The following is a 14,442-nucleotide window of genomic DNA, read 5'->3' on the forward strand; positions in this document are numbered from 1 at the left end:
GTCGCCCGGTTCGGAGCCGCACGCGACCCGCGAACCGGGGTCCGCTCAGTCGCCGCGGACCGCGAGCGGTCCGTCGCCGCGGGCGACCCCGCGAAGCCGCCGCCCGTGGACGTCGTCCGCGCGGATCCGGTCGATCACCGCGGAGGGGAGCCACCCGTCGCGGCCCGCCGGCGAGCGGGCGGGGTCGACGCCCGCCGGTCGGAGGTCGTCCGGGAGGTACCGCGCGTAGGTCGGGAGCCGCTCGCGGAGGGGCATCCCGCCCGCGTCGGCGACCGCCCGGAGGCCGTCGAGGTCGGGCCACTCGTAGGCCGGGTTGATGTAGTCGTCCGTCACCGGCGAGACGCCGCCGAGGTCGTCTATCCCGCAGTCGACGAGGTCGGCCGCGGGCGAGAGGTTCGGCGGGACCTGTACCGACACCTCCGGGGGGAGCGCCGCCCGGGCCATCGCGACGACGCGGCGCATCGTCCGGAGATCGGGCTTCGCGAAGTCCGACCGCTCGTTCGGGACGACGTTCTGCACGATCACCTCCTGAACGTGGCCGTGGCGCTCGTGGAGCCGACGTATCGCGAGCAGGCTCTCCGCGCGGTCCCGCCAATCCTCGCCGATGCCGACGAGGATCCCCGTGGTGAACGGGACGCCCCGCCGGCCCGCGGCCCGGATCGTGTTGAGCCGCTGGCCGGGCGTCTTTCGGCGGCCCCCCGAGTGCGCGTCGACGTCGGCGGTCGTCTCCAGCATGACGCCCATCGAGGCGTTCACCTCCCGCAGCTCCGCGAACTGCGCCTCCGTGAGGTCGCCGGGGTTCGAGTGCGGGAGCAGCCCCTCCTCCAAGGCGATCTCGCAGGCGCGATACAGGTAGTCGTGGACCGAGTCGAACCCCCACTCGTCGAGCGTCTCGTGGATTTCGGTGTACCGGTCGTCCGGCTCGTCGCCGAACGTGAACAGCGCCTCCGTGCAGCCGGCGTCGGCGCCGACGCGGCAGCGCTCGCGGACCTCCGCCGGCGAGAGCAGGGAGGCCTCGCCCGGCACGTCGTAGTAGGTGCAGTAGGTACAGGTGTACCGGCAGGCGGTCGTCAGGGGCACGAAGACGTTCCGGGCGAAGGTGAGCCGCTCCGCGGGGTCGACGTCGGCGGGCGTCACCGAGAGCAGCCGCTCCACGCGGTCCGCGTCGATCGAGAGGTCGATCCCGTACTCGCCGGCCGCCGTGAACACGTCCGCTTCTCACGCTCGCGGTTCAAAAAGGATCGCGGTCCCGGATCCCTCGCGCCCGTCGGCTTCGCGCTCGACGCCCCGGTCGCTCGGATGCGGTCCGTCCCGGCTCACTCCCGTTCGACGCCGACCCGCCCGTCCGTCGCGTCGAGCGCGAAGCCGGCGTCGCGGAGCCACCGCGCCGCCCTGCCGCCGTCGGCGTCGTCGTCCGTGCCGTCGTCGCCGCCTTCCACGCCGTCCGCCTCGGCGTGGATCAGCAGTTCCGCGAGGTCCGCCGGCTCGTCCACGTCGGTCGCGAGCCGGTGGGAGTCGACGACCGCGACGCTCGCGCCGACCTCCGCGGCGATCCGCCGATGGTCGAGGTAGGAAGCGCCGTGGTAATCCACCCGAAACGCCGGGTGGCTCGCGATGAAGGCGTTCGTCCCGCCGCCGCGACCGGGCGCGATCGCGACGTCGGCCTCGCGACCGGCCGCGAACAGCTCCCGGAGCGCCTCGGGCGTCGCGAGCGCGAGGTCGGCCATGACGACCGCGGCGGGCGTCGCGTCCTCCGGAGAGTCGTCGACCCCCGCGTCGAGCGCCGCGTTGACCGCGTCGGTCAGCGGCCGCTCGTCGACGTCGACGGGGCACGCGAGGTCGGCCTCGACCGGGCCGGTGGCGAGCACCCGCGGGTCGCCGTCGGCGGCCCGGACCGCGTCGAGCACGTCGCGGAGCATCGCCCGCGCGAACGCCTTCCGCTCGTCCGGGTCGAGGACGGCGGAGAGCCGCGACTTGGGGCGGTCGGTCGAGAACGGGACGAGGACCTCCATCGGGAGGGTCGCCCTAGAACAGGGATTCCAGCTCGTCGCTGTCGTCGCTGACGAGCTCGTCGAGGTTCTCGTCGCTCTCCTCGCGGATCTCGTCCAAGTTGTCCTGCGCCTCGATGGCGACCTGTTGGAGCTCCTTGATCCGCGGGACGTTCGTGACGCCCGCCAGCAGGATCACCGTCGCGACGAAGCCGGCGCCGCGGTACGGGTAGTCCCCGCCGCGGACCTCCATCGAGCCGGTCTGCTCTTCGAGCCACTTCCGCCCGCGCTCGATGCCCTTCCGGTTGAGGTACTCCGGCGGTCCCGCGAGCACGAGCAGCGCGCGCTCCGCGCCCTCGATCTCGCAGGGGAGCGTGAGCCGGCCCAGCGCCGCCTTGCGGACGAGGCTGGTGATGCGGTTCGTGGTGTGCGCGCTGTCGAGCTCGTCTCCCCCGTCGTCGTTGCGGAGCCGCGAGAGCAGTCCCCCCGAGCTGCGCTCCTCGACCTCCTCCTCCGCGTAGCCGACGGTGGAGACGCCGCCCCCGGAGAGCGTGTTGATGATCTCCGAGGAGTCGACGACGCTCTCGGCGACCTCCTGCCCCTGCTGGATCTCGCCGGCGCCGAAGAGGATGCCGAACCGCCGGACGATCTCCTCGTTGATCTCCTCGTAGCCGCCCTGAACGGACTCGCCCGTCTTCCGCCAGGCGTCGTTGTCGAACACCATCAGGTTGTCCACCTCGCGGACGAACGTCTGGAACGAGCGGGCCGCGTTGAGGGTGTAGATCCCGCCCTCGTCGCTACCCGGCAGGACCCCGAGCCCGTAGACGGGCTCGGTGTAGATCCGCTTGAGGTGTTTCGCGAGCACCGGCGCGCCGCCGGAGCCGGTACCGCCGCCGAGCCCGGCGACGACGAGGAACGCGTCGACCTCGTGGACCGGGATCGAGTCGATGGCACCCTGCACCTCGTCGATGTCCTCCTCGGCGATCTCCGCGCCGAGCTCGTTGTCCGCGCCGACCCCGTGGCCCTTCACCCGGGACTGCCCGATGAGTACGCGCTGGTCCTCGGCGACGTGCTCGAGGCCCATCAGATCGGCCTTGGCCGTGTTGACGGCCGCGGCCGCGCGGACGATCTCCGATCCCGTCCGCTTGTCGTACTCCAGGAATTTGTCGACGACTTTCCCCCCCGCCTGTCCGAATCCGATCATTGCAAGTTTCATCGTGTGCTCCCTCGGCCTTTGAAAGAAACAGAACGTGAAGGCATATTTAAGCCTTCGGTTGCCGTTACCATCGCTGATAGCCACCTGAGTGACACGAACGGCGCCGCGACTTCGGTGTCGTCGCCCGGATCGCCGTCACGTCCCCCGATCGACCCCGTCATCGCACGCCGAGGTGCGCGCCGAGCGTGGTCAGTTCGCCGGGGTCGACGCCGAACGCGGCGACGTCGTTGTCCGCGGTCGTGTTGTCGAACTGTAACGACCGGTACTGGTCGGGCCCCATCGGAAAGCCGGGCACGGCGCCCAGCACCGACAGGCCGATTTTGGCGAGCGGCATCGGCAGCGGGACGATGGTGACGCCCTTGCGTTCGGCCTCGTACACGAGGTCGGTCACCTGCCGGAGCGTCAGCGTCTCCGGGCCGCCGATCTCATAGGTCTCGCCGACGTGTTCCTCCTCCTCCAGCGCGTCCACCAACATCGGAACGAGGTCCTCGACGTGGATCGGCTGGAACCGGGTCTTCCCGCCGCCGGGAAGCGGGTACAGCGGAAGCCCCGGGGCGAACATCCCCTTCAGCCGCTTGGTGAACGAGACGAACTCCCCGCCCTCGCCGAAGACGACCGACGGCCGGAAGATCGTCCAGTCGAGGCCGCTCCGGCGAACGATCTCCTCGGCCTCCCCCTTCGCGCGGATGTACGCCGTGTCGCCGTCGGGGTCGGCCCCGAGCGCGCTGAGCTGGAGGAACCGGTCGACCCCGCCCGCCTCGGCGGCGTTCACGAGGTTCTCCGTGCCGCCGCGGTGGATCCGGTCGTGCATCACGTTGCCGCCCTTCGGCTCGAACAGCGGCGAGAGCGCGACCAGATTCACCACGGCGTCCTGCCCCTCCACCGCCCCGGCGATCGAGTCGTAGTCCGTGACGTCGCCCCTGACGACGTCGACGCCCTCCGGCGTCTCGCTCCCCGAGCGGGAGAGGGCGGTCACGTCGTGGCCCCCCTCGGCGAGCGCGCGACAGAGGTACGACCCGATGAACCCGGTCCCGCCTGCTACCAACACCTTCATGCGCGGAGTAATGCGAGGAGCCCCCGTAAACCTACCGCGATGTCGGGCGGCGCGCGGAGCGGTGTCGCGGTTTCGACCTCGGCGGCCGGCCTCACTCCAATCTCGTTCAGGACCGGGATCAGACCTCGTTCCGTGCTCGCGTCCGCCTCACTCCGAGTCGCTCTCCGGCACGGTCAACACCGGCACCGGGGAGGTCCGGACGGTGCGCTCGGCGACGCTCCCGAGCAGGTAGCGCTCGACGCCGGTCAACCCCCGGGTGCCCATGACCACGAGGTCGACGTCGTGGTCCGCGATATACGACCGGATCCCGCGGGCCGCCGACGAGCCGACCTCGACGCGTTCGACCGTCTCCACGCCCGCCGCCTCGGCGACGGCGACGGCGTCCGCGACCGTCTCCTCGGACGCCGACACGAGCGCGTCGGTGCCCGAGTACGCCTCGGCCCCGATGGTCCCGACGTCGACGACGGAGAGCACGTGGAGCGTCGCCCCGCTTCGCGCCGCCAGCGCCACGGCGCGGTCGAGCGCCTCGACGGCCCGATCGCTCCCGTCGGTCGGCAGGAGCACGTTCCGGTACGGGTACCGCGGCGCCCCGCCGTCGGGCCGGAGGCTGAGCACCGGGACCGGCGACCGGCGGACGACGCGCTCGGTCGTGCTCCCGAGGAGCAGTTGGTCGAGGCCCTCCCGCCCGCGCGTCGGCATCGCGACGAGGTCGACCTCGTGTTCCGCCGCGTACGCGACGATCGTCTCGCCCACGCCGCCCTGGAGCACCGCCGTGACGGTCTCGACGCCGCGGTCAGCGGCCCGCTCCGCGGCCGCGTCGACGACGTCCTCGCCCTCGCGTTCGAGCACGTCGACCACGTCTCGACCGACTCGCGTGACGCTGTCGTGGGTCGTGTCGGCGACGTTGAGCACGTGGACCGTCGCGTCGTGGTCCGCGGCCAGGTCGAGGACGTGGTCGAACGTCGCGTCCGCCCCGTCGCCGCCGTCGGTCGGGAACAGGATCCGGTCGAACATGCGCGGAGAGTCGCGGCCGACCGATAAAAAACGCCCGCGCCCGTCGACCGGTCACGCGCCGCCGTCGCCGCCGGCTCCCGGTCTCCCGCCGCCCGCTCCGTCGCCGCCGTCGATCGACGCTATCCGCACCGTCGAGATCCGGGCACCGTCGACGGCGGTGACCTCGAAGCGGTGGCCGCCGGCCTCGGCGACGTCGCCCGATTCCGGCGTGCGGCCGAGCCGGTCCAACACGAGCCCGCCGAGCGTGTCGTACCCGTTGCCCTCGAGGTCGGTCCCGAGCGCGTCGTTGACGACGGAGAGGGAGACGGAGCCGTCGGCCTCGTACGCGCCGCCCTCCCGCGTGCGGATCGTGTGCTCGCCGCGCTCGGTGTCGAACTCGTCGCGGAGGTCGCCGACGAGCGCCTCCGCGATGTCCTCGACGGTGACGATCCCCTCGAAGGCGCCCCACTCGTCGACGACGGCGGCCATCTGCCGGCGCTCCTCCCGGAACTGGACGAGGAGGTCGCCGATCGCCGTCGTCTCGGGCACGACGACGATCTCCCGCGCGAGGCCGGCGGCCGTCGCCGACTCGTCGCCGTCCTCGCCGGCGCGCAACACGTCCTTCACGTCGACGAAACCCACCACGCGGTCGGCGTCCTCGTCGGTCACGACCGGGTACCGAGTGTGTCCCGCCTCCAGCACCGTCTCGCGGATCTCGGGGAGGGTCAGCTCGGCGGCGAGGGTCACCACGTCCGGCCGCGGCACCATCACCTCCCGGACGACGGTGTCGTCGAGCTGGAAGACGCCCTCGATCATGTCGACCTCGCTGGGGTCGACGCGGCCGGCCTCGCCCGAGCGCGCGAGGACGCGCCGGATCTCGCGTTCGCCCATCGTCTCGTCGGTCTCCGACGCGGGCGGGATCCCGATGGCGCGGGTGAAGGCGTTCGCGGCCCCGTTGAAGACGACGATGCCGGGCGAGAACAGGTAGTAGGAGAGCTTCATCGGCGGGGCGAGCATGAGCGCCATGCGCTCGGCCTGCGCGATGGCGATCGTCTTCGGCGCCAGCTCGCCGAACACCACGTGGAGGAAGGTGATGACGCTGAACCCGATCGCGAACGCGACGAGGTGGACCGCGCTCTCCGGGAGCACGGACCCGAGCACGGGCTCGATGAGCGCGGCCACCGCGGGCTCGCCGATCCACCCGAGCCCGAGCGACGCGAGCGTGATCCCGAGCTGCGTCGCCGCGAGGTAGTCGTCGAGACTCCCCATCACGTCCTGGAGCGCGCCCGACCCGGGCCGACCCTCGGCGGCGAGCTGTTCGACCGAAGTGGACCGGACCCGGACGAACGCGAACTCCGACGCGACGAAGAAGCCGTTCAGCACCACCAACACCAGCGCGCCGAACACGCGACTGACGGAGACCGCGACGGCTACCATCGATGCCTCCCTGTCGGTCGCGGCGCGGGAGCGTGGCTGGTCATGACGGTAGTTCGTCAGCGGGTCACTAAAAAGGGGCACGTCCACGCCCCCGGAATCCGGAGGGCACGTCGCGCTCGCGGAACCCGGACCGTTTATTCCCCGGCGCGTCCGAGCGCGACCATGCTGATCACGCTGGAGGGGCTCGACGGGAGCGGGAAGACGACCGTCTGGGAGGCGCTCCGCGAGCGCTACCCCGACGCGACGTTCACCCGGGAGCCCACCGACAGCTGGTACGGCGAGGCTGTCGACCGGTCGATCGCGGCCGACGACGCCGATCCGCTCGCGGAGCTGTTCCTGCTGACCGCGGACCACGCGAACCACCTCTCCGGGACGATTCGGCCCGCCCTCGCCGACGGCGACCTCGTCGTCTCCGACCGCTACTCCGACTCCCGCTTCGCTTATCAGGCCGCGACGCTCGACGCGAGCGACGTCGCGCTCGGCGGTGTCGACCCCCTCGAATACATCCGACGCGTCCACGAGCCCTTCTCGCGGCCGCCCGACGCGACGGTCTACCTCGACCTGGACGCCCGCGCCGCCGCCGAGCGCGCGGGCCGCACGAACAAGTTCGAGCAGGACGGCTACCTCGCCGCGGTCCGCGACAACTACGAGCGGCTGATCGAGGCGGAGCCGGACCGGTTCGTCCGCGTCGACGCGGCGCGGTCGCCCGAGGACGTCACGGCCCGCGTCGCGGAGGTCGTCGCGGACCTGGTCGAGGAGTAGGTCGCCGCCCGCGTGATTTCGTCCGGGTCGTCCCCCTACTGCGTGTCCGGCAGCTCGTACTCCTCCGGCGAGGGCACGTAGAGGTAGTCGATGGCCGCGCCGAGCACGACCGGGAGGAAGACGAGCAGTCCGAACAGGACGGTCGTGCTGCCGAGGTTGACCCCGGCGCCGACGTTGAGCGCGCCCGTGAACACGAGCGTCGAGATCAGTAGGAGCATCGGTGTCAACACGATCGTGTACACCACCGACCCCCACGACGTCGACAGCCGAAGCCGGAAGAAGCGGGTCGTCACCCCGGCGACCAGCGTGTGGAACGCCACGAGGGCGAGGAGGCTGACGAACCCGATCAGCGCGAGCATACCTCCCGTACGGGCTCCCGGCATTTGCCCCTATCGCCCCGGCGCTGCCGGCGGCCGATCCGCGAGCGTCCGCGGCCGGTCCGCAGGCGTCCGCGGCCGGTCCGCCCTGACTCCCAGTTAAACCGCGCCGTCGTTCCCCTGCTGACGCGCCGCCGACAGGAGTCCCGCGACGGGGTCGACGTACTCGTAGCCGGGGATCACGCCCTGCACGTAGGTCCCCTCGACGAAGTCGATGAGCGCCCCCGCGTCGTCGACGCCGCGTCGCTCGTTGATATCGGTCAGCTCGAACTCGACGGCGATCTCGTCGTCGCCGACCGCGACGGTCGGGTCGAACTCGCGGTCGCCGCGCGTCACGCCGCCGACGTCGACGACTCGGAGCTCGAACGTCTCGGTCCACCCCTCCTCGACCACCTCGGCGACCTCGCTCGCGGTCGCCGCCGAGAAGGTCGGCACCCGGACGGTCACCGCGAACCGCACTCGGCCGTCCTCGGCGGGCTCGGCGCGCACCGTCCCGTCGAACGCGGTCGTTTCGGAGGTCCACACGCCCGCGTCGTCCGCGGGCTCGAAGGAGCCGTGGTCCGCGAACGCGCGTCGGACCCGCCCGGGAAGCTCTGTCTCGCTCATACAGAGAGGGAGGCGCGGCGCGAACAAAAGCGCGTTGCGTCACCGGTAGTGGCACGCGGAGCCGATACTGGTGCGCCTTTGTATTCGGACGGTCAACGCCGCGTATGGCAGCGCAGTTCCTCTCGACCGAGGCGCTCCTCGAAGCGCTCGCGGACGCCTCGTTCGACCGTCCGCCGGCCCTCGTCAGCAACGCCCACGTGACCGGACTCGGCGTCGCTCGCGCGCTCGACGCCCACGACGTGCCCGTGATCGCGCTCGACCGCGCCGGCGACGCCGAGGGGGGCGGCGCGGCCGGTACCGACTCCGGCGAGGCCGGCGCGGTCCGCCACGACGGGCTCGCTCCGCCCTCGGACGCGGTCGACTTCGCGGGCGCGGTCAGCTACCCCCTCGACGACCTCGACGGCTTCCGCGACGACGTGGAGGCGGTCGTCGACGCCGCGGGGACCGAGGCGGTCGCGTTCGGCTGCATGGACGAGTGGGCGCTGGCGTACGCCGAGGCCGACCCCGACGGCGTCCGGCTCCCCTTCGCCGGGATCGACACGCTCGACGACGTGTTGAACAAGTCGTCGCTGTACGCGGCCTGCGAGGCGCTCGGCGTGCCGTACCCCGAGACGTACCGGCTGGCGGAGACCGCGTCGGCGGCGACGCGCGAGCCGGACGCCGGGGTCGACGAGGCCGCCGCCGCGCTCGGCTTCCCGCTGGTGGTGAAACCCGAGCTCAAGCGCGACTTCGAGGAGGCGTTCGGCACCAACGTGATCGAGGTCGCCGACCGGGGGGAGTTCGAGGACGTCGTGGCGGCCGCGAGCGACGAGGGGATCGCCGTGATGGCCCAGAAGCGCGTCGACATCGCGACGGGTCGGGACCACTCGCTCGCCTCCTACGTGCCGCCGTCGGGGACCGGCGACGCGCTCGCGGTCGTCGGCAACGCGGCGGTGCGGTACCCCCAGCAGTTCGGCACGTCCTGTCTGGTCGAGACGGCCGACGAGCCCGCGATCGCGGAGCGCGCGCTCACGGTGCTCGACGACGCCGGCTACCACGGGATCAGCGAGGCGGAGTTCGTCTTCGACGCCGACCGCGAGGAGTACCTCCTGCTCGACGTCAACACCCGCCCGTGGAAGTGGATCTCGATGCCCGTCGCCGCGGGGGCGAACCTCCCGATGGCCGCCTACGCCGCGGTCACCGACGCGGCGTACGAGTCCGGCGGAACCGAGCCGACCCGGTGGGTGTCCCTCCGAGACTACCTCTCGCTTCTCGCGGGCGACGACGCCTTCTGGGACCAGCTCTCGACCGCCGACTGGCGGCGGCTCGTCTCCGGCGCCTTCGAGCGCGAGGGCGACCTGACGACCGGCGTCTACCGGCCCTCCGACCCCGCCCCGGCCGCGAAGCTGTTCGAGACGGCGTTCGTCGACCGCGACTACTACTGCTCCTGTTGAGGCGACGGGCGCGGCGGTCGTCCCGCCGCGGCGAGCGGTGAACTCCCGCTCGGCGGCTCCGCCGAGTACGCGTCCGAGGGGCCCGCTCGTTCGGTACGCGTCCGATGGGCCCGCTCGTTCGGTACGCGTCCGAGGGGCCCGCTCGTTCGATTCGATCGAAGCGGCCCTTACCGCTCGCCCCGACGCGGGACTCGGCCTCCCCGACGGAACGAGCGCGCGGGCGACTGCGTAAAGCCTACCAGCACGCCGACCGCTACGTTACACTCCCTCCCTCCGTCTCATGACGAACGCCCTGCAAACCGCCTTCTTCGTCTTCTCGACGGGGATCGTCGCGACGGTCCTCATCGGGCTGCGGTCCCGGAACCTCCAGGCGGTCGTGAACGGGGTCGCATCCGCCGTCGCGGCCGCCCTTCCGACGTTCACCGAGTTCGTATTCGCGCTCACGAGCGGGGCGGACGTCGCGTTCGGCCCCGCGCTCTCCGCGTGGATCGCCGTCGCGGGGTTCCTCCACATGCTGGGGATGCTGGGGTGGTACGACACCGTGTGGTGGTGGGACCACCTCACACACAGCGTCTCCGCCGCGCTCGTCGCGGCAGTCGTCTACGCGAGCCTCCGGGCCCCGTCCGCGCTCGGATCGCAATTTTCGGGCCCCTATGCGGCCCTTTTCACAGTCCTGTTCACGCTCGGCGCCGGCGTCTTCTGGGAGTTCATGGAACTGGCCGCCCGCGACATCGGCGAGTACATCGACAGACCGCCGGTGCTCGAGTACTACGGGCTCCGCGATACGGTGCTCGACATGACGTTCAACGGGGTCGGCGCCGTCGTCGTGGTCGCGTTCGACGTCCGCGTGTTCGTCTCGGACGTCGAGCAGGTCCCGCGGGCCGCCGAAACGGCCGTCGTCGGAGGGAGCGTCCTCCTGTTCGTCGGCGCGCTCGCTCTCGGATTCGCCCTCGAACGGATCCGAAACGGCGCGACGAACTCCGACTGAGAACGTGGTGCCGCTGAAATCAGCGACACCGACACGAACTTCGCGTCGAAAACGGGTTACGACGTCGACGGCGACATCTGGATGTTGAGGCTCTTCTGGACGAGCTGGGTGAACGCCATCGAGCACAGGAAGTACCAGAGGATCCACATCTGGATCGGGCCGACGATGCCCGTGTCCCACGTGACGGTCCCGGCGAGCGGCACCACGAGCTCCTGCGCGGCGACCTCGGGGTACGCGGAGTCGGAGCCGCGGTAGCCGATCACCCAGAACATCCACAGGAACGCCGGGATGGTGAGGAACATGATCCACACCATCGGGCGGAACTGCTCTTTGAACATCCCGAGCTGGTCGCCCATCGCGTCCATCTGCTCCTCTTGGATGGCGTCGAGCGCCTCGTCGTCGTCGCGCTCTTTCGCCTCCTTACGGCGGTCTTGGATGTCCTTCATCCGCTCTTGGTACTGGCTCATCTTCTCCATGTCCATGAGCCCCGCCCGAAGCAGCGTGGAGTACAGCCCGGTCCCGAGCGCGATCACCATGATGACGACGTAGAAGGGGACGAGGTTCAGCAGGGGACCGAGGACGATGTCGATCGCCCCCGCGATCGCGTCCCGGACGGGACCGACGGCGTAGCCGACGAAGGCGCCGACCGTCGCGACGGCGGCGAGCTTGTCCCACTTCGTCCACGACGTCGTCTCCGGGGTCTCGACGTCCCCCCCGTCGTCTCCGTCGTTCTCGTTCATCCCCGCCTCGATCTCGTCGGGGTCTGCGAGCGCGAAGCCGCGTTCGCCGTCGACGAGGATCTCCTTCTCGATGAGGCGGCCCCACTGGCCGCTGGTGATCTCGTCGCGGACGTCGACCCACTGGACCTCGCCGTCGGTGGCGCGGTCGAGGACGATCTCTAAGGCGTCCCGCATCTCGCCGTCCTCGTCGACGAGCGAGCGGACTCTCCGTTCGACCTTACTCATTATCGGTCGGTTAGCGGCCGACGGTTAAGAACCTTGTAGGATCGAGGCGCGGGTCGCCCCGCCGAACGCGCGCTCTTACGCCTCGACGACGTCGCGGATCCGGTCGAAGACCTCGTCCGGCGCCGCCTCCCCGTCGACCTCGACGAGGACGCCCTCGTCGCGGAAGTGGTCGACCACGGGCTCGGTGTTGTCGTAGAACACCTGGAGCCGCTCGCGGGCCGTCTCCTCCGTGTCGTCCTCGCGCTGGACCAGCTCGCCGCCGCACTCGTCGCAGACGCCCGCCTCCTCGGGCGGCTGGAAGTCGACGTGGTAGTTCGCGCCGCAGTCGTCGCACACCCGGCGGCCGGTGAGCCGGTCGACGAGCACCTCCTCGTCGACGGCGAGGTAGATCACGGCGTCGAGGTCGGTGATCTCCGAGAGGTACTCGGCCTGGTCGAGGTTTCGCGGGTAGCCGTCGAGGACGAACCCGTCGGCCTCGTCGAGCGCGGCCCGGACGATCTCGTTGACGACCGGATCGGGAACGAGTTCGCCCGCCTCCATGAACGAGCGCGGCGTCCCGTACTCCGTCTCCATGTCCTTGTTCGCGCGGAGCGCGTCGCCGGTCGTGACGTGCTCGACGCCGTACTCCTCGGCGAGCTTCGCGCTCTGCGTCCCCTTTCCGGCGCCGGGTGCCCCCAACAGAAGGATCCGATGGCTCATACCCGAGCGCTCGCTCGCCGCACGTAAAGGCTTGAAGATCCCGGCGAGCGATGGGACCGGGACGGCGAGACGCTCGGCGGACGCGCCGGCGGGGCTACGCCCCGTCCCCGTCGCCCTCGTCCTCGTCGCCATCGTCCTCGTTCAGCCGGAGCCCCATCTCCAGCTCGAAGCTCTCGGCGTTGGAGGTCTCGAACCCGATCTTCTTGTACAGCGAGACGGCGGCGCGGTTCCACCGCTCGACGGTGAGCCACACCTTCCGGACCCCCTCGGCCTGCCCGTAGCCGAGCAGTCCGCGGATGAGGTGGGTGCCGATCCCGGCGCGCTGGTACTCCTGATGGACGAAGATCGCCAGCTCGTAGGCGTCGCCGTCGGGCACCAGCGTCGCGTGGCCGGCGACCTCGTCGCCGCACCACGCGATCACGTTGAAGCAGTCGTCGCCGAGGATCGCGTCCAGCCACTCTCGGATGCGCTTCTCCCCGCCGGGGGGGATTCCCTGTGCGCGGTCGGACGGGTCGAAGGCGTCGTACATCGCGACGAGCGACTCGTAGGCGTCCTCGGTGTCTTCGTACGGTCGGATCTCGACGGTCCGGTCCTCCCGGTCGGTGAACTCCGTGGGAGGGGCGGGGAAGCCGTCGGCCACCGTCTCCGGGTAGCGTCGATCGCTCATCTGACCAGCGTGACCGATGTCTTGGCGTTCAACAGTACGAACTCGGCTATCGGTCCGAGCGTGATCTTCCCCATCGGGCTCGTGTGCCCGCCGCCGAGGACGATCGCCTCGAACTCCTCCCGCTCGGCGATCTCGACCAGTCGGCTCCCGGGATCGCCCTCGACCCGTCTCACGTCGGCGTCGATCCCGGCGTCGTCGATCGCCTCCCGAGCGCGCTCCATCACCTCCGCCTGGGCGACCGCCGAGTCATCGTTGTCGACCACCGCCACCGTGAGGTCGTCGTTCGCGACCGCCGCGCGCTCGACGGTCCGGTCGAGCGCGCGGAACGAGTCGTCGCTGCCGCCGATCCCGCAGAGCACCTTCATACGACCCACGTCCACACGACGGTACAAAAATGGATCTCCGTGGGGGCGGTCCGGCGTCGCGGGAGCGCGGCCGCCGCTTCCAGCGACAACCCTTTTGTCCGGGGGTCAGGTTGATACGGACATGAACGACCAGCCCGGTCCCGCGTCGGACGACGCCGGGTCGGACCCCGCCCGCGAGCCGTCGACCGACGACGAGGGGGCTCCGGGGCCCCTCGACGAGGCCGCCGCTCCGAGCGATGCCGCCGGCCCCTCGACCGACGGGACGGGCGACGTGACGCCCAGTGAAGGCGACGCTTCCGACGGCGACGCCTTCGATGACGGCGCCTCCGACGGCGATACCGCGGACGACGAGACGCCCGACGTCCCGCCGGAGGTCCGCAAGTACGAGCGGTTCAAGAAGATGGACGGCGCCCGCTACGAGCGGGTCAACGACTTCCTCCGCGACCGGACGTACGTCACGGCCCGGGAGTGGGCGATCGCCCGGCTCTGCGCCGACTTCCGAACCGAGACGGGCGTCGAGATGACGAAGATCGGCGAGAACCTACCGGAGCTCGTCCCGTTCATGACCGACACGTACACGCCGCAGGCGGTCAACCAGGCGCGCTACTCCTTCGAGGAGAAGGTGACGAAGGCGGGCGCGACGTTCCTCTACGGCGCGATGTCCGGCTTCTTCACCGCCGAGGACTTAGACGAGATGATGTACGAGGTGACGGAGGTCGCGAAGTTCCTCCTGGAGGTCGAGGGGGTCGACCTCGCCGTCGCCGACGAGCTGGAGGCCGAGGACAAGATCAGCGAGGTGATGCGCGAGGTGCGCGCCTCCTCGGCCGGCCTCCGCGGCGAGGAGGTCCGATGTCCCGAGTGCGGGCACGTCCACGAGCCGGCCGAAGAGTAG

At 70.9% G+C, this 14,442-nt stretch carries 16 protein-coding genes; 4 read left to right on the forward strand and 12 right to left on the reverse strand.

The features are described from left to right. Positions 1-45: 45 nt before the first annotated feature. The 6 genes from cofG to DJ74_RS12180 form a co-directional block, all read right to left on the reverse strand. Positions 46-1,209 carry a 7,8-didemethyl-8-hydroxy-5-deazariboflavin synthase subunit CofG gene (cofG, locus tag DJ74_RS12155; RefSeq protein WP_094527408.1) on the reverse strand — a complete coding sequence of 388 codons (1,164 nt, stop codon included), beginning with the start codon at positions 1,207-1,209 and terminating at the stop codon, positions 46-48. 107 nt (positions 1,210-1,316) lie between these two features. Further along, entirely contained in the window at positions 1,317-2,012 is a 696-nt protein-coding gene (gene cofC / locus DJ74_RS12160; protein ID WP_094527409.1) for a 2-phospho-L-lactate guanylyltransferase, read from the reverse strand. Between the two features lie 13 nt (positions 2,013-2,025). Further along, complete coding sequence (locus DJ74_RS12165; protein ID WP_170938216.1) at positions 2,026-3,204, reverse strand: tubulin/FtsZ family protein; 1,179 nt, start codon at positions 3,202-3,204, stop codon at positions 2,026-2,028. A 157-nt stretch (positions 3,205-3,361) separates the two neighbouring features. Further along, complete coding sequence (locus tag DJ74_RS12170; protein WP_094524695.1) at positions 3,362-4,258, reverse strand: complex I NDUFA9 subunit family protein; 897 nt, start codon at positions 4,256-4,258, stop codon at positions 3,362-3,364. A gap of 147 nt (positions 4,259-4,405) precedes the next feature. Next, entirely contained in the window at positions 4,406-5,272 is an 867-nt protein-coding gene (locus tag DJ74_RS12175) for a universal stress protein (RefSeq protein WP_094524696.1), read from the reverse strand. Positions 5,273-5,323: 51 nt separating this feature from the next. Continuing rightward, positions 5,324-6,688 (reverse strand): hemolysin family protein, encoded by a 1,365-nt coding sequence (locus DJ74_RS12180; RefSeq protein ID WP_094524697.1) that lies wholly within the window; start codon positions 6,686-6,688, stop codon positions 5,324-5,326. A gap of 162 nt (positions 6,689-6,850) precedes the next feature. Here DJ74_RS12180 and tmk point away from each other — a divergent pair, with 162 nt between their 5' ends. Beyond that, a complete protein-coding gene (gene tmk, locus DJ74_RS12185) occupies positions 6,851-7,450 on the forward strand; it encodes a dTMP kinase (protein WP_094524698.1) in 600 nt (199 codons plus the stop codon). Positions 7,451-7,485: 35 nt separating this feature from the next. On the opposite strand, the gene DJ74_RS12190 is transcribed toward tmk, so the two are convergent. Then, the gene (locus tag DJ74_RS12190) at positions 7,486-7,809 is read right to left on the reverse strand and encodes a hypothetical protein (RefSeq protein ID WP_094524699.1); all 324 of its coding nucleotides are present in this window, start codon (positions 7,807-7,809) and stop codon (positions 7,486-7,488) included. Positions 7,810-7,926: 117 nt separating this feature from the next. Next, positions 7,927-8,433: a DUF5813 family protein gene (locus tag DJ74_RS12195; RefSeq protein WP_094524700.1), complete on the reverse strand. Its 507-nt coding sequence runs from the start codon at positions 8,431-8,433 to the stop codon at positions 7,927-7,929. 104 nt (positions 8,434-8,537) lie between these two features. Here DJ74_RS12195 and DJ74_RS12200 point away from each other — a divergent pair, with 104 nt between their 5' ends. Together DJ74_RS12200 and DJ74_RS12205 are read left to right on the forward strand one after the other, a co-directional pair. After that, positions 8,538-9,866 carry a carboxylate--amine ligase gene (locus tag DJ74_RS12200; RefSeq protein WP_094527410.1) on the forward strand — a complete coding sequence of 443 codons (1,329 nt, stop codon included), beginning with the start codon at positions 8,538-8,540 and terminating at the stop codon, positions 9,864-9,866. 280 nt (positions 9,867-10,146) lie between these two features. After that, positions 10,147-10,854, forward strand: a complete 708-nt coding sequence (locus DJ74_RS12205; protein WP_094527411.1) for a hypothetical protein — start codon at positions 10,147-10,149, stop codon at positions 10,852-10,854. Between the two features lie 56 nt (positions 10,855-10,910). Here the strand turns inward: DJ74_RS12205 and DJ74_RS12210 are convergent, their stop codons facing one another. From DJ74_RS12210 to DJ74_RS12225, 4 genes are all read right to left on the reverse strand, one after another. After that, complete coding sequence (locus DJ74_RS12210; RefSeq protein WP_094524703.1) at positions 10,911-11,819, reverse strand: DUF106 domain-containing protein; 909 nt, start codon at positions 11,817-11,819, stop codon at positions 10,911-10,913. Positions 11,820-11,894: 75 nt separating this feature from the next. Continuing rightward, positions 11,895-12,518, reverse strand: a complete 624-nt coding sequence (locus DJ74_RS12215; protein ID WP_094527412.1) for an adenylate kinase — start codon at positions 12,516-12,518, stop codon at positions 11,895-11,897. Between the two features lie 94 nt (positions 12,519-12,612). Next, complete coding sequence (locus tag DJ74_RS12220; RefSeq protein WP_094527413.1) at positions 12,613-13,185, reverse strand: GNAT family N-acetyltransferase; 573 nt, start codon at positions 13,183-13,185, stop codon at positions 12,613-12,615. Next, complete coding sequence (locus tag DJ74_RS12225; protein ID WP_094524176.1) at positions 13,182-13,550, reverse strand: universal stress protein; 369 nt, start codon at positions 13,548-13,550, stop codon at positions 13,182-13,184. The genes DJ74_RS12220 and DJ74_RS12225 overlap by 4 nt, the downstream gene beginning before the upstream one ends. A 121-nt stretch (positions 13,551-13,671) precedes the next feature. On the opposite strand from DJ74_RS12225, the gene DJ74_RS12230 reads away from it, so the two are divergent. Then, positions 13,672-14,442 (forward strand): DUF5806 family protein, encoded by a 771-nt coding sequence (locus tag DJ74_RS12230; RefSeq protein ID WP_094527414.1) that lies wholly within the window; start codon positions 13,672-13,674, stop codon positions 14,440-14,442.

It is taken from the genome of Halorubrum sp. Ea8, assembly GCF_002252925.1.
GTDB lineage: Archaea > Halobacteriota > Halobacteria > Halobacteriales > Haloferacaceae > Halorubrum.